The following is a 19,403-nucleotide window of genomic DNA, read 5'->3' as shown; positions in this document are numbered from 1 at the left end:
GATTTAATGACAGAAGCTGAATTCGCGACTGATTTGGCGGGGCTTTTTGTAGATTATTGGAAGTTGGCACGAGGCTCTGCACGAGCGGCGGATTTGTTACAGGAAGCCGATTCTAAGAGGCTCTTGTCTCAAGTAAAATATGCGACCAGGCAATTGAACGAGTACGCCGAACGTTATGGATTCCGTATTGTCGAATTCGATGGACTAGCATTTGAACCTGGTATGGCCGCTTCAGCTGACAATGCCGACGATTTTGAAGATGAGGAATTACTGGTTGTCACAAGAACGATCGAGCCAGCCATTGTCTACGACATGCGAGTTATTCGGACAGGCCGTGTAGTCGTCGCTCATAAGAACTCGTAAGGAGAGCTCTGGTGTATCTTGGAATTGATCTAGGAACTTCGAATTCTGCTGTTGTTGGGTATCTTGATGGTCAGGGCCGTTTGTTTAAGGCAGCTGACGGAGCGGACGTTTTGCCCAGTGTGATTTACTTAGACCGACGCGGTCATCGGTTTGTTGGAAAAGCAGCACAGGATCGCCTGCTCACAGCCCCCAAAAATGTTGCTTCGGGCTTTAAGAGACTTATGGGGACAAAAACTCCAATTAAGTTTGCAGGAGAGTCTTGGACGCCCGAACAATGCAGCGCAGAGATCATTAAGACGTTAGTCGGCCAAGCAATAACGGAAACAGGGGTACAGGAAGTTTCGGGCGCTGTGATCACGATTCCGGCTGCATTCAATCAGATGCAGAACGAAGCGACAATTTCAGCTGCTAAAATGGCTGGTCTTAAACGGGTCAGTTTGTTGCAGGAGCCCGTAGCTGCTGCAATGGCCTCCATCGCACATAGCAAAAAGCGAGATGGCGTTTTTTTAGTGTATGACCTAGGCGGTGGCACGTTTGACGTTGCACTTGTTTTGAGCACACAAGGCGCAGTCAACGTAATCGCCCATGAAGGTATCAATATGTTGGGCGGTCGTGATTTTGATCGGATGATTTTTGACGAGCTCGTGCGACCATGGATCATTGATCAATTCGATATTCCAGAACATTTCCAAAAGGAAGCCGAATACGCCCACATCGCCAAAGTCGCTCGGTTCTCAATAGAGCGAGCGAAAATCCAGCTGTCGGCTGCAAATACCGCCTCGATTTTTGCGAGCGAGGATGAACTTCGTGCTACGGACAGACAGGGTGAGGAAATGTACATCTCGCTTGACATTTCTCGGGACGAAATTGAGCGCCTTATTCGTGATCGATTGAATGAGACCATTGATTTATGCCGTAAAATTATTCGCGAAAACGGCTATTCAAACGAAGACATTTCTCGGATCGTACCTATCGGTGGTCCATCAAAAATGCCGATAGTTCGGCAATTGCTAAGGGACGAACTGGCAATCGAAGTTGAGCAGGGTCTCGATCCTATGACCGCGGTAGCAACCGGGGCTGCCATTTTTGCAGAAAGTCGAAACTGGACAGATGAAGGTTCTACTCGCAAAGAGTCACGCGTAAGCGAGAAGGTTACCGGTTCCGTCAACTTGTCATTGGATTTCAAGAGTCGAGTATCGGACGAGACGACACGTTTGCGCCTGAAACCTGCGTCCGAGATTATCCCAGGATTTGAGGTCGAGGTGCTCGATGAAGATGGCGGAACAAGCGGCAAGAAACCGATCGATGGCCTTGTGAATTTAACACTTAGACTCAGCAAAGAGGGTGAAAACCGCTTCAAAATTCGTGTGACGGATCCGTCAGGTAACGAAGTTGGTGATGTGAGTCGGCAAATTACGATTGTTCGTACAGCGGCAAGTGCTGCTGGGATCCCCCAGACATATACACTTGCGGTCAAAACCCAAGCCGGAGTCGTTGGGGCCGAACGAAACGTTTTGTCTCCGCTTCTGCGCAAAGGAGCGAGCTTACCAGCTGAAGGGGAAGAAGCATTCCGCGCTGCCAAGACACTGAAGGGTGGCGATCGCGACTTTATTTCCTTTCAATTTTATCAAATGGCAGAAGGAATTGAGGACCCGGAACGTAATCTTTACATTGGAGATTTTCAACTGGATGCAGCAACTGAACTTGACTTGGGCGAACGCCTCAATCGCGGAGATAGCATTATCGTCCGCTGGAAAATGAGCGACAACGGCCTTTTGAATTTTTCAGTGGAGTTACCCACTCTTGGAAAAATTATTGACGCTCACAACCTCTATTTAGCGCCTGCAGGACACAAGAATTTCGAAGGTCAAGCTGGTTCGGAAATTGCGTCACAGCTGCTAGCGCAAGCTGAAAAAGATTTGGAAGAGATTGACGAGGTTCTTGGAGAAACCGCAGATCCATCAGGTTCGCTTCGCAATCGAATTGAGAGCCAACACTTGGCTTTGTCTACATCAACCGAGGCGGATACCAATCGATCTGTTGCTGAAGAGGCGCGTCGGCTGCAGCAGCAAATTGCACTATTGCGCATGGCTCCAGAGAACCAGAAGCGGGTATTAGATGCGGAGATCGCGGTCGCCGAGGAAGACTTCGATTTGCTAAGGTCTTTGGCTAGTGAGGTAGAAGTTGGTCGGTACGAACGTCTGGTGACGAACGCGCGACGCTTGGTTCGGGAGCAAGATTATGAAGCGGCACGCCATAGCGTGCAAGAAATGCGCGGTATGCGTATGAAGTTGATGGTTCAAAGTCCAGACTATCTAGTCGGATTGTTCCGAAACTTAGCTGAATCGACTGATAATGTGGTTGATCCACTATTACATGAGCAACATATCGCCGAGGGTTTTGAGGCAATACAAGGCAATGATATTGAACAGCTCAAGGTAGTCATCGGACAGATTTTTAAGAATCAGGTCTTCGGTGGTGGGGATGCTGCCGAGATCGTGGAACTGGCGCATATCCTGGGTCGGTAAGAGTTGGGTGGAATTATACTCCTTGTGATTCTGTATGGCTAAATTCTGTCGCTGGTGTTGCGGCTGACATGCTCCCCTGAAAGTTCCTCGTTTTGAGGTTAGTCTGTTCCCAATTGAAGGAAACAGACGAAGCAGCGATCCGTTGCTTGAATAACGAACGTCGGCTGTGGCCCAAAAGCAGGAGACTGCCTCGGACGGCCTGTCCACGCCTGACCAGAAAATCAACACCCACTGAGCTGCCACTTCCGCCCTTTCAGCGCCCGGGACAATGGCTTAAGAAAAGAACTCTTCAGCTTTTCCAGCGCTTAGAGGGGACACATGGAACAACGCAGATTGGGCGCCAACGGGCCGGAAGTGGGTGCCATCGGCTATGGGGCGATGTCCTTCTCCGACATGTACGGGCCGACGAACGAAACGGAAAGCCACGCGATTCTGAATGCCTGCCGCGATCTGGGTGTCACGCATCTGGATACGGCCAATGTCTATGGCATGGGCAAATCGGAAAGCGCCATCGGCACCTATCTGAAAGCCAATCCGGGTGCGCGGGACGAATTCGTGATCGCGACCAAGGCCACGATCACCAAAGATGCGGACGGCAACCGCAGCTTCGACAATTCGGCGGAGCACCTTGAAGCCGAGCTGGACAAGTCTCTGCAGCGGCTCGGCCTGGAGTGCGTGGACCTGTTCTACGCCCATCGCCGCGATCCGCGCTTCACGCCGGAAGAAACGGCGGCCAATCTCGGCCGGCTGGTCGAAAAAGGCAAGGCCCGCGCCATCGGTCTGTCGGAAATCGCGCCGTCCACCCTGCGGCGCGCCATGAAGGTGTTTCCTGTCGCGGCCGTTCAATCGGAATATTCGCTTTCCACCCGCGCGCCCGATCTCGGGCTGGTGCAGGCCTGCGCCGAGCTTGGTGTTGCCATGGTGGCGTTTTCGCCCGTGGGCCGCTCGCTGCTGACGGACCACCCGATCCCGCGCGAGCGGATCGCCGACCTGCCATTCCTCAGCACCAACCCGCGGTTCATGGAGCCGAACCTGACGGAGAACCTGCGCATCATGGAGGGCTTCCGCAAGCTTGCGGCGGAGATGGGCACGACGGCGGCGGGGCTGGCCAATGCCTGGCTGCTGACCCGCGGACCGCATGTGATCCCGATCCCGGGAACGCGCTCCGTGGAGCACCTGCGTGAATGCATCTCGGGCGCGGCGCTGACCCTCACGGCAGCGGATCTGGAGCGTATCGAGGCCGTGCTGCCCGTCGGCTGGGCCCACGGCGACCGCTACTCGGATGCGCAAGGGATCGGGCCGGAGCGCTATTGCTGAGCTGACCACCCAGACCGACGACGTGCCGGTGCATCTGAAATCGGACGCACAGCGGGCCCGGGCCGTGCAGCAGAGGCGGGCCATGCAGCAGAGCCGGGCCGGGCATCCGCGCGAACAGGCCGGGCGGTTGGTCCCGAGCCGGGAGTTTCATTGAGGACATAGCGTCACCCGGGCTCCCGCATCCTTGCCGGCGTCCGCACAAATGCGCAGCTTGCGCTCAAAGGACAGCCGTGTACTGCTAGCAGTCAAGGGAGGACGTTCATGATATCGAACCGCTGGCTGATACTGGCCGTCCTTTTCTTTGCCCGCTTCACGATGGCCTTCCAGTTTCAGTCGATCGGCGCCCTGTCGCCGCTCATCATCGAGACTTACACGGCGGACTTTTCCGATATCGGGCTGCTGGTCGGGCTCTATCTGGCCCCGGGTGTCGTCATTGCCATTCCCGGCAGCGCCATCGCCGTGCGCTTCGGCGACAAGCGCGTGGTTGCGCTCGGCATGGTGATGATGCTTGCCGGCGGCGCCCTGACGACCCTTGTGACGGACTGAAACGTGCTTGTGGCGTCCCGGCTTCTGGCCGGTGCCGGCGGGGTCATCCTCAATGTCGTCATGACCAAGATGCTGGTCGACTGGTTTGCCGGCAAGGAGATATCCACCGCGATGGCTATCTTCATCAATTCCTGGCCCGTGGGCATTGCCGCCGCCCTGCTCACGCTGCCGCTGATCGCCGCCTCCGGTGATCTCACTCTGGCCTGGTGGGCCGTTACCGCGGTCATTCTGGCGGGGCTGGTTCTGCTCCTGATGTTCTACCGTTCGCCCATGGGCGCCACGACGGCACCAAGCCTGCGGATCGCCCAGCTTCCCGTCTACGCCCTGGTGCTCGCCAGCACGATCTGGGCTCTCTACAACGCGGCACTGGCCATGGTGTTCAGCTTCGGCCCCGCGCTGCTCAAGGACCAGGGCTGGACGCTGGCGGCGGCCGGCTCGGTGATCAGTGCCTTCATGGTCGTCTTTTCCGTCGCCGTGCCGCTTGGCGGTATCCTTGCCGACAAGACCGGCCGGGCAAACGCGATCATCATTGTCAGCCTCGCCGCCTTTGCCGTGCTGATGCCCCTGGTCCCGGTCTTGCCGCCCTTCGCCGTTGCCGTGGTCTTTCTGATCGTCGGCGGACTGTTCGCGCTTGCGGCCGGACCGATCATGACCCTGCCGTCGTCCATTCTGCCTCCGGCGAGCCGAACCTTCGGGATGGGTGTCTTTTTCTCGATCTATTACGTGGTGATGATGGTTGCCCCACGGGTTGCCGGGGAACTGGCGGACTGGACCGGAAACGCCGGCATCGCGTTGATCGCGGGAGCCGGCATGGCGGCCATCTGCATTCTCGTCCTGTTCCTGTTCGGCAAGGCACGGCGCAAGCTGACACCGGCCTGACGGAGGACTGCGAATTTTTCGCCGGCTGAAGGCGCTACCGCCTTGCCGTTGTGCGGGCGTGGAATATTTCGCCGGCTCAGCTGAAATCATCCCTTTCCAAAACGGCGCCGACCGGTCACGGTGCCCGGATGAGTGCTATGTTTGAAGAACTGGACTACGCCCCGACACCGATCGGCGCGATATCCCTGCGCCGCCGGCATATCCTGGCCCTGAAGACCGACGTCTTCGAAATCCTCCTTGGTGAGGAACACCTGATGTCGAGCCTGTTCACCGCGTCGGAAATCGCGCTGGCGGACAAGGGGCTTGCGGCCCTCAGCGGCGACAAGCTGGACGTGCTGGTGGGCGGACTAGGGCTTGGCTATACCGCGCGGGCCGTCCTGGCCCATGAGAGGGTTGCCGACCTTACCGTGGTTGACCTCCTGGCACCCGTGATCCGCTGGCATGAGGAAGGTCTCGTGCCGATGAAAACCGAGCTTGCCGACAACCCGCGCTGCCGGCTGGTGCAGGGCGATTTCTTCGCCATGGCCGCCTCGGAAGACGGCTTCGATGCAGACCAGCCCGGCCGCCAGTATGACGCGCTTCTGATCGACATCGACCACACCCCGGAACGTCTGCTGCATGGCGGATCCAAAGGCTTTTACACGCCCGAAGGCCTGCGCTCCGTCCAGCGGTTCGTGAAGCCCGGTGGGATCGTCGGGCTGTGGTCTGATGAGGCACCGGACGAGGCCATCACGGCCTTGCTTGGCCAGGCGTTTGACGAGGCCTGGGCCGAGCCGGTGGTGTTTGCAAACCCCTTGCAGGACGGGCGCGAGGTGACCCAGGCGGTCTATCTGGGGCGCAAGGGGTGAGTTGCTTACGCGCTCTTGGAACACAGAAACGCTGCACCACCGCGATAACAAGATATCGATGATCGCCAACACCGGGACAAAGATCTGTCGCCTGAACCTCAACCGCCGATTAAACTCGAGATATGCTAGCAAGAATTTTTATCGCACTAATATTTCTAACGAGCCTTCCTGCCTTCGCTCAGCCTGAGGATGCCCTTAGCTTTTGCCGCGAAAAAATCCGCCTGGAACAAGAGGCTGTTCACACGGCGCTGGAGAAACACCAGCAGGCCCTGGATCGCTACCTCGCATTCGTCAAAAAACAGGAAGACAGTGGATGGGCGGGATCCAGCTCCCAGCGCAAGCAGCAGATCCTGGGCGACATCGCCTTTTTTCGGCAGCCGATCGAAGACCTGAAAAAGACGGAATTCACCCAGGAGGCCGGTTGCCTTGACTCAGTCTCAGCCCAACGGTGGGCGACACGAGCCTTTATCGTCAATCAGGCCGGCTACTCACAAGGACGCGTTTCCTTGCAGCAAGTCATGTCCAACTGGGAAAGCGACGCCTTTGCCGAGCTCCGGTCCGCTGTCGAAGCAACGGAGAAGCATACCGAAGACAGCTGCGTCTACGTCACCTACGACCGCCAGGCAGTTGCGGCCTCGTGTTCATCGCGTCTCTATGTGTTTTCGCAATCACAAGAAGGAAGAGATCTCTCGAAATCGATCGTTCGGGAATTAAGTCATCTTTTCCCAAAGGGCACCCTGACCGAACAAAAACTATCGACGTGCCATGGCATGGTAGAGTGCTATCTCCCTGCCGAGTACATTTTATATCTATCAAAGTTTCGACCCGAGAACTGAACGACATCGTCTTTTTCCGGCAACCGATCGAAGACCTGAAAAAGACGGAGTTTACGCGTGAGGAAGGGAGCAATCAGCCGCGCGGGAAATAGCTTTCCCGCTCGGCATCCATGGCCTTCCGCCAACGTTCTTTTAACGAGCCGCGGCTTTCCGGATAGCGTTGATCCAGAGCCTCGGCAAAGGTCATGCGGTCGGTTCGGAAATAGCGGAAGCCCTGGCGCAGCTCGCACCAGGCGGCAAGGATGCGGCCTTCGTCCCGGTAGCCCAGCAACACGGGCCAGACCACCCGCTGGCTTTCCTTACCGTCTCCATCGCGGTACCCCAGCGACACCTTTCGGCCTTCCAGAATGGCCTGCCGCAGCATGGCTGCATCAACCTTGTCCTCGGTTGCCGGGCCAACAGGCCGCACGCTCATCGCGGCGGCCGCAATGTGGCGGCGCAAGGGCCTGGGCGTGATGGCCTCGATCTTGGCGATCAGGTTCTCCGCTGCCCTGGCAAGGTCCGGCTCGGCACGGGTGGAAACCCACAAGGCGCCCAGAACCGCAGCATCGATTTCCTCGGCTGTCAGCATCAGGGGCGGCATGTCGAAGCCCTCTTCCAGAACATAGCCGACCCCGGCCTCCCCCCGGATCGGCACGCGCTGCGCGGTCAAGGTGGCGATGTCGCGATAGACCGAACGTTTGGAAACCTCCAGCTCGTCCGCGATCGCCTGCGCCGACACCGGCCGGCGCACCCGGCGCAGGATCTGGATGATTTCAAACAGTCTGTCTGCGCGCCGCATGGCCCGTCTCCCCGGCACAATGCTGCCAACACGGTGTCAGCAGGGGGCCTTTATAGGACCCGGACACCAGAGTTGGAAGCGTTCGGAGACCATGACCCGAAACCTGACAAAACACCTCTTGAGGATCCTTGCGATCCTTTTTCTGACTAGCGGAACAGCGCTTCATGCGCAGGAGACAGACATGAAGACTTCACAAGCAGCAACCGTTCAAAGACTTGGCGTCTATGTTCTGTCCAGCGACCTGAAACGCTCCAGGGAGTTCTATGGAGCGATCTTCGGCACAGCGCCGAAAATCGAGACGGATGTCTTGATCGGTTTCGATGTGGCGGGGGGCCTGTTCGCCGTCATTTCGAAACAGACCTTCGCGCCGGATGCGAAGCTCTGCGGCAACACTGTGCCCTATCTGAAGGTAGACGACATTCAGGCGGCCCTTCAGCATGTCGAGACAATCGCCCCCGATGCGCTGAAGGCACCGGGCCTGATCAGCGAAGGGCCGATCAGTCTGTTCAAGGTCACCGACCCGGATGGCAACATTCTCGAATATTATTCGCTCAACACGCCGATCGACGGGCTCTAGAACAGCTACTCGGAGGCTTCTTCCGGGGTGCTCAGAGACGCCAGTCCCTTGGGCGTCAGGGCGTAGATGCCTCTTTCGACCCTTTCGAACCAGCCGTAGTGATCGTCGGCCATCATGCGGGTTGCCGTGGCAACGCCGGTTGCCCTGGCAACATCCGCGCCGCGGCTGGGGCCGTTGAGGGAAAGATGTTCGGCGCAGCGGATCGCGTCCTGGCGGTAGGCTGTCACAAGGGTGGTGCGCGTCGAACCGCCGGTGTTCGGATCACCGACCCGGCGGGCGAACTCCCGCAGGAGCCGATCTTTCCTCGTCTTGGATTTGCGCGGGGTGAAAGGCGCCGGATCCAGGTGCACCTCGACAACGCCATCCGGCAATCTGACCGTGATCACACCGAGGCCCAGCCTTCGGGCAAGCTGCAGGTTTTTCTTCAGGGACTGGAGGAACTGCCGGCCCGTGCCCCTGGCAACTGCGACATAGACCGCGTCGGTCACGGACTGGCGCACGACCGCCTGATGAAACAGGCTCAAGGTGAACCCGGTCTTGAGTTCGACGATCACCGGGTCCGCACCATCGCGGCACGCGACGATATCGGCCGAACCGACCTCGGCCTTTACCTCGTAACCCTGTGCAACAAGAAGAGCTTTGACCGGCGGGTAGAGCTCGGTTTCCAGAATGCGCCCCATGGCTGCATCCTACGTTCGATGCAGCGGCCGGGCAATAATCCGGCAAGGGGCGCCGCGCGAAATCCAAGGAATAGATGCGCAGTGGATCCGACAGGACGGAGCCGGAAGGCTGCCACCTTAAACGGACCGGACCACATTGCGGGATCCGGTCCGCCTGTTCCTGGCGCGCTCCGATGCGGAACGCATGCGCTTATTGCTATTGCGCCGTCTGGGGTTCAGCCACTGCAGGGACATTCAACTGTTCAGCCTCCTGCCGTGCCTTTGCGGCTTCTTCCGCCTGACGCATCTGCAGCGAGGTCAGAAACTCGGGCGCTGCATCGATCTCATCCAGAGAGGCCTTGATCACCAGCTTCTGATCACCCGGTTCTACCTTGCTGTGCTCGACCGCATCATAGGGAACGCCGATAAGCTTGGTGCCGAGGCCCAGAAATCCTCCTGCCTCGATCACGACACCGACGACCTTGCCTTCGTCATCGATTTCAAGTGCAGCCACCTCGCCGATCGTCTCGCCAGCCGGATTGGTGACTTCCTGACCGATCAGGTTGCTGGAAAGCCAATGCCCGAATTCCTGCTGGGTAATGAAGGGGGTCACGCCTTCAAACGAAATCTCAGGCGCATCGCCCTCGGGCATTGTGTCCTGGACCATCGGGTCTGCTTCGCGGGGTTGAGAGGTCTCCTGCGCCAGCGCGGGACTGAGCGACAGCGCCAGGGCGGCAAATGTAGCCGGAACGATGTTGCAGTTCATGTTTCACTCCCTTGTTGTCGCGCCGGCAGAGCAGACATTTTGTTCACCCTCACCGATGCGTAGACAAACAGATAGGAAGCAAAATTGACCTTTTCGGGCAAAGGTCTGAGAAATTTTTCTATTAAATATCAATATGTTAAATGATTTCACCCAGCAGGACATACCCGCTAAACGTGTCAATTTGATGATGAATTCAATCTATGCGGGCGCCGTACAGCCACCGCGCTCCCTCAATGTCACTCGGCTGCAGACCCTCGAAGGTTTCCCGGTACTTGAAGTGCATGATCGAGCTCTTGCGAAGGTAATGATCAAGGCCGATCGCATGACCGATTTCATGGGCAAAAGTGTATCGCAAATCGTAGGTCTTCAAATCACCATCGAAGCCGATCTTCCACTTGTGGACCGGATTGAGACAAACGGCAGACCTGGTGATCCGGGCAAGCTTGACCGCCGCCGTGACACCTGTCCTTGCTTCCGATTGCTGACCGGGTTTTCCGAGCCCCCGGTCCGAAACGTCTGTCACATCCGAATTCGGACGCTCTGCAAGGTCGGAATGAAACCTGACATTGGTGAATGCAAATCCCCTTGGAATGGACTGCACGCCCAGCAGAATATCTGCCGCGTTCACATCCGCGATCTCTTCGAAGGTGAGCCCGCTGACATTTTGCCAAAGCTGGAAGGCGAGCGATGCCTGACGCCGGACGTCTTCAAGGCCCAGGGAACTCAAACGCGCAAGGCGCGCCAGACTGTCCATCGCCCCGCAATTTCGTGCTTTCTCCTGCACGATGGGCTGTTGGACAAAGGCATAGGTCACGTGCGCCGGCGTACCGAGCTCTGCCTTTCCCCATTTCACGAGGTTCCCTTCCAGCTTGAGCGGGGCAAAACCTGCAGCATTGCCAGCCAGCGAGGGAACCAATGAACAAAAAGTCACAAGTGCAGCGATGAGGAAAATGAAGCCGGTCTTCAATGTCTCACTCTTTGGTCGTTCAAGGGTCGGGCAAGACTGCTGACCGTAACGCCAAGGCCGCGTCCTGGATCAGTTTACAATGCGGCAGCTTTACCGCGCCTTGAGCAGGCTTTCATGCCTGCGTCCAGGAGCCAACATCAAGGCAACTCTCGGCTCTCTGCATCTGACCCGAACGTTACGTCACATTGGCGGCGAAGAAAATCCGGAAAACCCCCATGCGGACACGAAATCCCGAGAAAAGTTGAGTTGATTGAAAAATTACAACAGTCCGGCCTCCGCACAATGACGCAGTTCGCTCACGCAGGTGTGAGCGCGACGCGCGGCATGAGCGGGCCGAACGCCTCGGAAATGCCCGGAAGCACCCTATACTGATGTATCGGACGCGCCCGGTTTTCCAGAAGAACCCGGGCCCAAACGCCCGACAGGAGATCGATGATGACAACCGGCCTCATGACCCGCCGCACCCTGCTCCTCACCGGAAGCGCCTTTCTGGTGACAGGCGTCTCCGGCTGGAGTGTCCCGGCCCGCTCAAACGGGCTGGCACCAACACCTTCCATGCGAGGCGGGTCCAACAACTACCGGCCCGGTGCACCGATTGTCGACAGGATCGGCGGCGGCGGCTTCTGGATGACCGGCACCGTGCGGCGCGCGGGCGACGGAGCGCCGCTGGCCGGACAGCGCATACAGATATGGGCACATACGACCGAAGGTCACGAGCGCGACCAGCGCAGCCATGGTGCAACGCTTACCGATGCCAATGGCGTCTTCCGACTGGAAATGCCCCAGATCGTTCCGGCTTTCGGGCAACCCCACGGGCACCTGGCCTATGATAGCGGAGAGTTCGAAACCGTGTTTCTGCGGCCGGTGATGAAAAGCTCCGCCGACACCAGCCTGGAAGCACATTTCGTGCTTCAGCCTGCTTGACCCGGAGCCGCCCGACGGCATGAGCCGCCTTCGTGCTTTCCTGATATGGGCTGGCCTGGCAACCATCGTTGTTGTGCCGATCCTCGCGGCTGCGGCAAGCCCGCTGCTGCAATGGCGCCAGCCGGTCTATATTGCGGCAGGCTTTGCCGGCATCGCCGCGATGGTGCTGCTCTTGCTGCAACCGCTGCTGGCCGGAGGATATCTGCCCGGCGTTTCCGGCCTGCGCGGACGGCGCTTGCATCTCTGGACCGGTATCTTGCTGGTGTCGGCGATCATCCTCCATGTCGGTGGGCTCTGGATCACCAGTCCGCCAGACGTGATCGACGCCCTTCTCTTCAGATCGCCGACTCCGTTTTCTGCCTGGGGTGTCATCGCCATGTGGGCCGTGTTCGCCGCTGCCTTTCTTGCCGCGTTCCGGTGGAGCCTTGCACTTTCTCCCCGTCTCTGGCGCCGACTGCACACTCTGCTGGCAATGGTGATCGTTGCCGGCAGCGTGGTTCATGCGCTGCTGATCGAAGGCACCATGGAGACATACTCCAAAGCCGCACTTTGCGCGCTGGCAGTGGCTGCAACGGTGAAGGTGATTGTTGACCTGAGGATCTGGGCAAGGCGTTCACGCGGGGAAAGCTGAAACTCCCACGCGAAGCGGGCCAGGCTTCAATTTACCAGCTCATAAACCCTAGAAATGCGCTGCCCAGTAGCCGAAGGTTATGTTTTTCGGATCCTGTGGCAATTTCTTGATCAACGCTGTTTGCGGGTTCGTCAGAGGGCCGCTGTTCTTTCCATCGATGTAATGTCGCCGAAAATTCTGCCTGCACGCACCGAATTCCGCCGTGCGTATTATCTGTTCGCAAAGATACAGAACCGTTCGAGCGTTCGGATTTTTCAGATCCACATTCTCCATGAGCAAGGGATGGATCCTCATGTAATCATCACGCGCCTGAATCCGTCCGCAAACGATGTCAGCAGCGAACCCTGCAAGCGGAATTTTGGAAATGGTGGCTCCGAGGCCTTTGCACGACAAATCAAACCAGGGCACGCTGTTTGGGTCGTCGACTGAATTCTGGTTACCGGCCATTCTACCCCCAACAAAAATATCAAATACAACCAATGAAAAACTTCTCGTTGAGGAAAATAGTCACGAAGCCTGTCGCAAATCAACAAGTAAAAGTTCGTTGACAACCACGCTGAAAAGGCTTCCGGCGAAGAGAGGATACGTCGAGGTTCATCATTTCACGCGGGCTAAAAACTCAGTTCGAAATGGCAGCGCCGCACATCGCTCGCCTGTGCTTTTCCGCAAATTCTAACATTAAGTTTGCGCCGGAACAGCGCGTCACCTGCCATGTCTAAACTGCCGTTCCCGTGCTATGTTTTTTCCAGAATTCTGTTTCAAACGAAAGAGCAGCCCGCCTCTTGTCTCGCCTCAGGGATTTCGTCCTGGGAACCAGTGCAGTTGCTACACCTTTTCGAAAGCCTGATGTGCCATGCCCGTCCGTTTGCTTGCCTGGTTCCTTCTGCCGTTTGAGGCGCTTCTGTCCTGCGTTGGGAGTGCTTCCGCCGCCGAGTTGACGCTTGTCTCCTTCCGTTACAGCGATGCCGCACCGGTCGTGCATCTGCGGCTGGAAGGGGAGATCCGGGCCGATGACGGCGAGCGGGTGCAAGAGGCCTTTGTGCAGCTCGCGCGCTGTTCGGGAACGGCCTGCAACAACAACTTTGGCGGACCGCGTGCCGTCGTCTCGCTGGCGAGCCCGGGAGGCTCCTATTCGGCGGGGGTGAAGCTCGCGGATTTTTTCAGAGACAATACCATCGCGACGGTGGTCGAAGCCGGAGACACCTGCGTTTCGGCCTGTGCCATGGCGTTTCTGGGCGGCTCGTCCTTCTGGCCGACCGGCGGCATCGGCACCTTTGTCGACCGCACCATCGAACCGGGTGCGCGGGTTGGTTTCCACTCGCCCTATTTTACCGAGGACACGGCGGTGGCCGCCGTCCGCAGCGGCCAGTTGGGTCAGCTTCTCGAGCTGACACGGCTTGCCATTGCCGACATCGTCAAGAACCTGACACGCTACTCGGTCAGTCAGCACGTTCTGGACCGGATCATCAGCATGGGCCCGGAAGGATTTTATGAAATAGACACGCCTGCCGCGCTGTTTGCCATCAGGGCGCAGTTGCCCAGCTTCGACCCGGCCCTTCTGGAGATCCCGTTCGAGGACCAGATCCTCAACGTCTGCAGCCGCCTTGCCGCGCTGCACTACGAGCAGCCGTTGAGCCTGCTCGACGCAACACTGCTTCAAGACACCAACAACGGCCGCACGCCGGAGGGCGACAGGATCCGGCTTTACGACCTTGCCGACCGGCCGCTCAACGTTGCGGGTTGCGGCGTACCGCATGACAAACAGACCGGTCCCCTCGACACCATGTCGCTCTACCGGCTTGTCAGCGACGGCGAGATCTTCGAGCCACTGTTATCGTTTCATTCTTCAAAGGATGGTGGCTGGTCGGCCCTCGGCTATCGGGGTGGCCGGGCGACGGATGCCTTCATCAAGCTCGGGCCGCTCAACCATGTGCTGATGGCTCCGGATGAAAAACTGAACGACCTGCCGCCTGCAGTCACGGCAGAAATCGAAACTGCCAAAGGCAGGATCGCCGATCCTGCCCTGCCGAGCCACAGTCGTCCCTGGCCGGCTGAAACGCTGTTCGCCACACCCTGGTCGCGCAGCTACCTTGGCGCAGGGCTGACGATTGTCGAACAGACCGGCCCGGCACAGCTCTTTGAAGAGCTGGCCGAGCAGGCGGAAGGAACCAGCATTCTCTATAGTCAGGACAAGCCGGGCATTCTGGTCCGGTCTGGCGAGGACACCGAAAACGGCACCTCCTACTACTGGCTCGCCCTCCGCTCCGGCAACCGAACCGCCACCATCCGCCTCGAAGCCCCCGTCCTGGCGGCCGGCCTGACTGATGCCCAGAAATCCCTGATGAGCCTTGTTGCGTGCTCAACCGATTTCGAAGAGGTTCATCTGGGGTGTTTCAAGTAGGGGACGATTTGGCGTGACGGGTTCTACAGGTTCATAGATCCGTTTTGGTTTCTATCATATAGGCAACGCCAATATCATTTGATAACTCGCAATTCCCATGCGCTTTCATCACGCGAAGCTGGCCTGAAAACTCGTGGCGGTAAGCGCCACGTGCGCCTCTAAAGGCGGCCGTATCTCAAAAGCCTTCGGGCCTCTTGCAAATTCGTAGAGGCGGAAGAGGTACCAGTCGTCGCGACGAGCATTGGCAACCTCTAACTCGTTCCGGGAAATATGAAACGGCGTGCGTTCCCAGCCATTTGTCGTTTTTACCTCAATGAGGCGCTCTCTTCCGTCCGGCAAAAAACTGAGGATATCGTATCCTGCGCCATCTCCATCTTCTTGCGATGTCCAGCGGACCCGTCTTGCCAAGTCGTCAAGGCCCAGTTCTTTCAGTTGTGCACGCTCTCGGTGAAAAACAATCTCTTCACCGGCACGACCTAGTTTCCTGTTACGTTCGTCGCGCCCAGCGATATCAAAGCGCCTCGCGACGGCTTGCAATTTTTCCGTTTCTTCCGGAGGAGGAGTGTTTCTTAGCGTGGGCGCGACTCCAACAAACAGTGTTGTCGCTTCAGACAATTCAGAGTGTAGAGGATTATGAAGGGCCGTTTCCCACTCTGGATGTTTTGCCAACCATCGTGAAATAGCTTCGGCCAGCGCCATCTGAAAATTGAAACGAGGTTGGTATCCCTTGATGATTGGGAGCCCAAATCCCTTGGCCGCCGCTGACACGTTGCAATACTTAAACTCTATCGAACCACGGGTACGACCGATTTGCTCTTGCAACAGGCGATTGTGGACTGCTTTGACATAAGATTGGCCTGCAAGCTCATCGCTGAGCATCGCGAAATACGACGCCACAACGGCGTCATTCTCCGTGTCAGACCAATCATCCAAACTCATATTTGACAGATTAGTCTAGCAGGTTAGTTGTGTCATGTTAGAAATTTCAAGGACTTACGGTTCGCATTCCATGCGCGTTACATCTTGCTGACTTTCGCGAAAATGCACCTCTAGAACGTCGTAGCTTGGTCAATCGCTGCCACATAGGCGTACCTTACAAACGTCAGGTCACCGCGCCATGTTCGGCGAGGAAGTTCAGCAATACTCGAACGCGTGCGGGCAAAGGGCCACCCTGACCGGTGTAGACGGCGTGGAAGGCTTCGTTGTCGTCTGCGTAGCACTCTTCGAGAACCGGTTTCAGACGTCCCGCGGCGATGTCGTCCCGCACGGTAAAGGCGGCCAGGCGGGCCAGCCCCAGACCATGGATTGCCAGCCGGCGGATAGCTTCGCCGTCGCTAGCCTGAACGCGGCCAGGCGGGCAGACCGCTATCGGCTCGTCGTTGCGCAGAAAGCGCCAGGTGTCGACTTCCCGCGGATAGGTGAACCCGATCTTCCTGTGTCCCGCCAGATCCGCGACGCAGGACGGTTCCCCGGCACGCCGAAGATAATCAGGCGAGGCGACGATCAGCATCGGCGTTTCGCCGAGCTTGCGTGCAACCAGGCTGGAATCCTTGAGCGGCCCGGCCCGCACCACAACGTCCGTCCGCTCCGCGAGAAGGTCGATCAGGGCGTCGGTCAGAACGATTTCGAGAGAGATATCCGGATATTGCTCGAGGAACAGAGGCAGGACCCGCTCGAGGATGTGGGTCGCATAGGAGGCGCTCGTGTTCAGCCGGATGCGCCCGACAGGCTGCTCGCCCAGCCCTGCCTGCCGTTCCGCCTCATCGATACTTGAGAGAATTTCTCTCGCGCGCTCGTAAAAGACACAGCCTTCCGCCGTCAGATCCAGACGTCGTGTGGACCGGTTGAAAAGCCGTGCGCCGAGCCGGGTCTCCAGCCGGGAAATCAGCTTGCTGACGGCGGACTGGGTCATCGCCAGTTGCCTGGCCGCATGGGAAAACCCGCCCAGTTCGACGACCTGGACAAAGACTTCCATCTCACCGCTGCGGTTAATACTGGCACGCGACATATGATTTCAATTCACTTATCTTATTCATTCCGGGCGTATAGTTCATGATATGATTGCTGCCTAGGTTCCGTCCATCGAAATGTCATGGACGAGATCCACAATGCCTATTGCCCTTTATGCACTGGCGGCCGGAGCCTTCGGTATCGGCGTCACAGAATTTGTCATCATGGGTCTTCTGCTTGAGGTCAGCCGCGATCTTGGTGTCTCGGTCGCCTCGGCGGGTATGCTCATCTCAGGCTACGCCCTCGGGGTGGTAGTCGGCGCCCCCATCCTGACCGTCTTCACCGCGACCTGGAACAGAAAGCGCGTACTGGTCGGCCTGATGGTGATCTTCATCGTCGGAAACGCTGCCTGCGCGCTCGCGCCAAGTTACGGCCTGCTGATGGCTGCCCGTATCCTCACGGCCCTCGCTCACGGAACCTACTTTGGTGTCGGCTCGGTCTTCGCCGCCTCCATGGTCGCCAAGGACAAGCAGGCCTCCGCGATTGCCATCATGTTCACGGGGCTGACGCTCGCCAACATTCTCGGCGTTCCAGCCGGAACCTGGCTTGGCCAGCAATTCGGCTGGCGCATGACCTTCTGGGCCGTGACGCTGATCGGTCTGGCAGCACTCGCGGTGCTCATTCAACTCGTCCCGGCGGATCGTTCGCACACAGCACAATCCGGCTGGCGGGCCGATCTAAAGGCCGTGACGCGCGCAAACGTCCTGCTCGGGTTCCTGACCACGGTTCTGGGGTTTGCAGGTGTCTTCACCCTGTTCACCTACATCGCCCCGTTGCTGACGCAGGTCAGCGGATTTGCGGACGCGGCGGTCTCTCCCATCCTGTTGATCTTTGGCGCCGGCCTGGTCGCCGGGAACCTGCTGGGCGGAAAACTTGCCGACATCAGACTGAAGACGGCGCTCATCGGCAGCATGGCAGCCCTGGCGCTCGTGCTGGCCGTCATGTCCGCCGCCTTTGGAAACCAGACCGCAGCCGTGGTGCTGACGGGACTGCTCGGCGTGGCGGGTTTCGCAACGGTTCCTCCGCTGCAGTCCTGGGTTCTGTCAAAGGCCGTTGGCGCCGGAGAAAGCCTCGCCTCCAGCCTGAACATCGCCGCTTTCAATCTTGGCAATGCGCTTGGGGCCTGGGCCGGCGGCATTGCCATCTCCCATGGGCCCGGACTGGAAAACCTGCCTCTCGTCGCTGCGGGTTTTCCTCTCCTCGCCATCGTGATCGCGCTTGCTTCCTTCGCGATTGAGCGGCTGCACGCCCCTTCCCCGATCTCCACTCACCAGACTGCCAGCTAGAAAGGACATCACCAGAATGGACTATCATTATCTTGGAAACTCCGGGCTCAAGGTTCCCGCCCTCAGCTTCGGTGCCGGCACATTCGGCGGTTCCGGCCCGCTCTTCAGTCATTGGGGCACAACGGACGTTGCAGAGGCGCGCCGCCTCGTCGACATCTGCCTTGAGGCCGGTGTCAACCTGTTCGACACCGCCGACAATTACTCCGAAGGCGCTTCGGAAGAAGTGCTCGGCGAAGCGATCAAGGGCCGCCGCGACGCGGTGCTGCTATCGACAAAAATGAGCCTCCCGCTGGGGGATGGGCCGAATGAGGCCGGGTCCTCACGCTTCAGGTTGATCAGGGGTGTCGAGGCCGCACTCAAGCGCCTTGGAACGGACTATATCGATCTTCTGCAACTGCACGCCTTCGACGCCTTCACCCCGGTGGAGGAGGTGCTGTCGACGCTCGACCAGCTCGTCCGCGACGGGAAGATCCGCTATGTCGGGGTATCCAACTTCTCCGGCTGGCAGATCATGAAATCGCTCGCCGTTGCTGAGAAATACGGCTGGCCGCGCTATGTCGCCAACCAGGTCTATTATTCGCTCGTCGGCCGGGACTACGAATGGGACCTGATGCCTCTCGGCGCGGACCAGGGCCTCGGCGCCATGGTGTGGAGCCCGCTTGGCTGGGGGCGGCTTACAGGCAAGATCCGCAGGAACAACCCTATCCCCGAGGGCAGCCGATTGCATGAGACCGCAAGTTTCGGACCGCCCGTCGAGGACGATCTGCTCTATTCGGTAGTCGATGTCCTGGATGCGATTGCGGAAGAAACCGGCAAGACGGTCCCGCAGGTTGCAATCAACTGGCTGCTTCAGCGTCCTACCGTGGCGTCGGTCATCATCGGCGCGCGCAACGAGGCGCAGCTTCGCGACAATCTGGGGGCGACTGGCTGGGCGCTGACGGACGAGCAGATTGCGCGTCTTGATGCCTCAAGCACGCGGACTGCGCCCTATCCGCATTTTCCCTATCAGCGGCAGGACGCTTTCGCACAGCTCAATCCATCCCTGGTCTGAAGAGCACGGAAGAGCGGCGCGGCAGGTGACTGC

The 19,403-nt window shown here is 58.4% G+C and carries 18 protein-coding genes and 1 pseudogene; 12 read left to right on the top strand and 7 right to left on the bottom strand.

Annotated elements, in window-relative coordinates:
- Positions 1 to 6: 6 nt before the first annotated feature.
- The 6 genes and pseudogenes from SIAM614_RS09450 (at position 7) to SIAM614_RS09420 (ending at position 7,317) form a co-directional block, all read left to right on the top strand.
- The gene (locus SIAM614_RS09450) at positions 7 to 363 is read left to right on the top strand and encodes a hypothetical protein (RefSeq protein WP_006933978.1); all 357 of its coding nucleotides are present in this window, start codon (positions 7 to 9) and stop codon (positions 361 to 363) included.
- An 11-nt stretch (positions 364 to 374) separates the two neighbouring features.
- Positions 375 to 2,891, top strand: a complete 2,517-nt coding sequence (locus SIAM614_RS09445) for an Hsp70 family protein (RefSeq protein WP_040439762.1) — start codon at positions 375 to 377, stop codon at positions 2,889 to 2,891.
- Positions 2,892 to 3,209: 318 nt separating this feature from the next.
- The gene (locus tag SIAM614_RS09440) at positions 3,210 to 4,208 is read left to right on the top strand and encodes an aldo/keto reductase (RefSeq protein ID WP_006933975.1); all 999 of its coding nucleotides are present in this window, start codon (positions 3,210 to 3,212) and stop codon (positions 4,206 to 4,208) included.
- 261 nt (positions 4,209 to 4,469) lie between these two features.
- Positions 4,470 to 5,633 (top strand): annotated as a pseudogene (locus SIAM614_RS09430) (MFS transporter).
- 137 nt (positions 5,634 to 5,770) lie between these two features.
- A complete protein-coding gene (locus SIAM614_RS09425; protein WP_006933971.1) occupies positions 5,771 to 6,481 on the top strand; it encodes a spermine/spermidine synthase domain-containing protein in 711 nt (236 codons plus the stop codon).
- Positions 6,482 to 6,603: 122 nt separating this feature from the next.
- Positions 6,604 to 7,317 (top strand): hypothetical protein, encoded by a 714-nt coding sequence (locus tag SIAM614_RS09420; protein ID WP_006933969.1) that lies wholly within the window; start codon positions 6,604 to 6,606, stop codon positions 7,315 to 7,317.
- A 73-nt stretch (positions 7,318 to 7,390) separates the two neighbouring features.
- Here the strand turns inward: SIAM614_RS09420 and SIAM614_RS09415 are convergent, their stop codons facing one another.
- Positions 7,391 to 8,098: a helix-turn-helix transcriptional regulator gene (locus SIAM614_RS09415; protein ID WP_006933967.1), complete on the bottom strand. Its 708-nt coding sequence runs from the start codon at positions 8,096 to 8,098 to the stop codon at positions 7,391 to 7,393.
- Positions 8,099 to 8,279: 181 nt separating this feature from the next.
- Between SIAM614_RS09415 and SIAM614_RS09410 the strand changes: the two genes are divergently transcribed.
- The gene (locus SIAM614_RS09410; protein WP_157139768.1) at positions 8,280 to 8,675 is read left to right on the top strand and encodes a VOC family protein; all 396 of its coding nucleotides are present in this window, start codon (positions 8,280 to 8,282) and stop codon (positions 8,673 to 8,675) included.
- 5 nt (positions 8,676 to 8,680) lie between these two features.
- Here the strand turns inward: SIAM614_RS09410 and SIAM614_RS09405 are convergent, their stop codons facing one another.
- The 3 genes from SIAM614_RS09405 to SIAM614_RS09395 all read right to left on the bottom strand — a co-directional run bounded on the left by SIAM614_RS09405 (position 8,681) and on the right by SIAM614_RS09395 (position 10,953).
- Positions 8,681 to 9,355 carry a DUF2161 domain-containing phosphodiesterase gene (locus SIAM614_RS09405; protein WP_006933959.1) on the bottom strand — a complete coding sequence of 225 codons (675 nt, stop codon included), beginning with the start codon at positions 9,353 to 9,355 and terminating at the stop codon, positions 8,681 to 8,683.
- A gap of 196 nt (positions 9,356 to 9,551) precedes the next feature.
- Positions 9,552 to 10,100 (bottom strand): PRC-barrel domain-containing protein, encoded by a 549-nt coding sequence (locus SIAM614_RS09400; protein ID WP_006933958.1) that lies wholly within the window; start codon positions 10,098 to 10,100, stop codon positions 9,552 to 9,554.
- Between the two features lie 193 nt (positions 10,101 to 10,293).
- Positions 10,294 to 10,953, bottom strand: coding sequence for a matrixin family metalloprotease (locus SIAM614_RS09395; RefSeq protein WP_157139767.1), 660 nt, complete (start codon positions 10,951 to 10,953; stop codon positions 10,294 to 10,296).
- A 549-nt stretch (positions 10,954 to 11,502) separates the two neighbouring features.
- On the opposite strand from SIAM614_RS09395, the gene SIAM614_RS09390 reads away from it, so the two are divergent.
- Entirely contained in the window at positions 11,503 to 11,991 is a 489-nt protein-coding gene (locus SIAM614_RS09390; protein ID WP_006933952.1) for a peptidase associated/transthyretin-like domain-containing protein, read from the top strand.
- A gap of 19 nt (positions 11,992 to 12,010) precedes the next feature.
- Positions 12,011 to 12,622 (top strand): ferric reductase-like transmembrane domain-containing protein, encoded by a 612-nt coding sequence (locus SIAM614_RS09385; RefSeq protein ID WP_006933949.1) that lies wholly within the window; start codon positions 12,011 to 12,013, stop codon positions 12,620 to 12,622.
- A 48-nt stretch (positions 12,623 to 12,670) separates the two neighbouring features.
- Here SIAM614_RS09385 and SIAM614_RS09380 read toward each other — a convergent pair whose 3' ends face one another.
- The gene (locus SIAM614_RS09380; protein WP_006933947.1) at positions 12,671 to 13,069 is read right to left on the bottom strand and encodes a hypothetical protein; all 399 of its coding nucleotides are present in this window, start codon (positions 13,067 to 13,069) and stop codon (positions 12,671 to 12,673) included.
- Between the two features lie 406 nt (positions 13,070 to 13,475).
- Here SIAM614_RS09380 and SIAM614_RS09375 point away from each other — a divergent pair, with 406 nt between their 5' ends.
- Positions 13,476 to 15,023, top strand: a complete 1,548-nt coding sequence (locus SIAM614_RS09375; protein WP_006933945.1) for a COG3904 family protein — start codon at positions 13,476 to 13,478, stop codon at positions 15,021 to 15,023.
- 108 nt (positions 15,024 to 15,131) lie between these two features.
- Here the strand turns inward: SIAM614_RS09375 and SIAM614_RS09370 are convergent, their stop codons facing one another.
- Together SIAM614_RS09370 and SIAM614_RS09365 are read right to left on the bottom strand one after the other, a co-directional pair.
- Positions 15,132 to 15,962, bottom strand: a complete 831-nt coding sequence (locus SIAM614_RS09370) for a DUF3883 domain-containing protein (protein ID WP_006933943.1) — start codon at positions 15,960 to 15,962, stop codon at positions 15,132 to 15,134.
- Positions 15,963 to 16,125: 163 nt separating this feature from the next.
- Positions 16,126 to 17,031: a LysR family transcriptional regulator gene (locus SIAM614_RS09365; RefSeq protein ID WP_040439761.1), complete on the bottom strand. Its 906-nt coding sequence runs from the start codon at positions 17,029 to 17,031 to the stop codon at positions 16,126 to 16,128.
- Between the two features lie 100 nt (positions 17,032 to 17,131).
- Here SIAM614_RS09365 and SIAM614_RS09360 point away from each other — a divergent pair, with 100 nt between their 5' ends.
- Both SIAM614_RS09360 and SIAM614_RS09355 read left to right on the top strand, forming a co-directional pair.
- Positions 17,132 to 18,319, top strand: coding sequence for an MFS transporter (locus SIAM614_RS09360; RefSeq protein WP_006933938.1), 1,188 nt, complete (start codon positions 17,132 to 17,134; stop codon positions 18,317 to 18,319).
- Positions 18,320 to 18,335: 16 nt separating this feature from the next.
- Entirely contained in the window at positions 18,336 to 19,370 is a 1,035-nt protein-coding gene (locus tag SIAM614_RS09355) for an aldo/keto reductase (protein WP_006933937.1), read from the top strand.
- Positions 19,371 to 19,403: the final 33 nt, after the last annotated feature.

Origin of the sequence: Roseibium aggregatum IAM 12614 (assembly GCF_000168975.1) — a bacterium.
Taxonomy (GTDB): Bacteria; Pseudomonadota; Alphaproteobacteria; order Rhizobiales; family Stappiaceae; genus Roseibium; species Roseibium aggregatum.
Note: the sequence above shows the minus strand (reverse complement) of the source record. Positions and strands in the feature narration are given on the sequence as shown.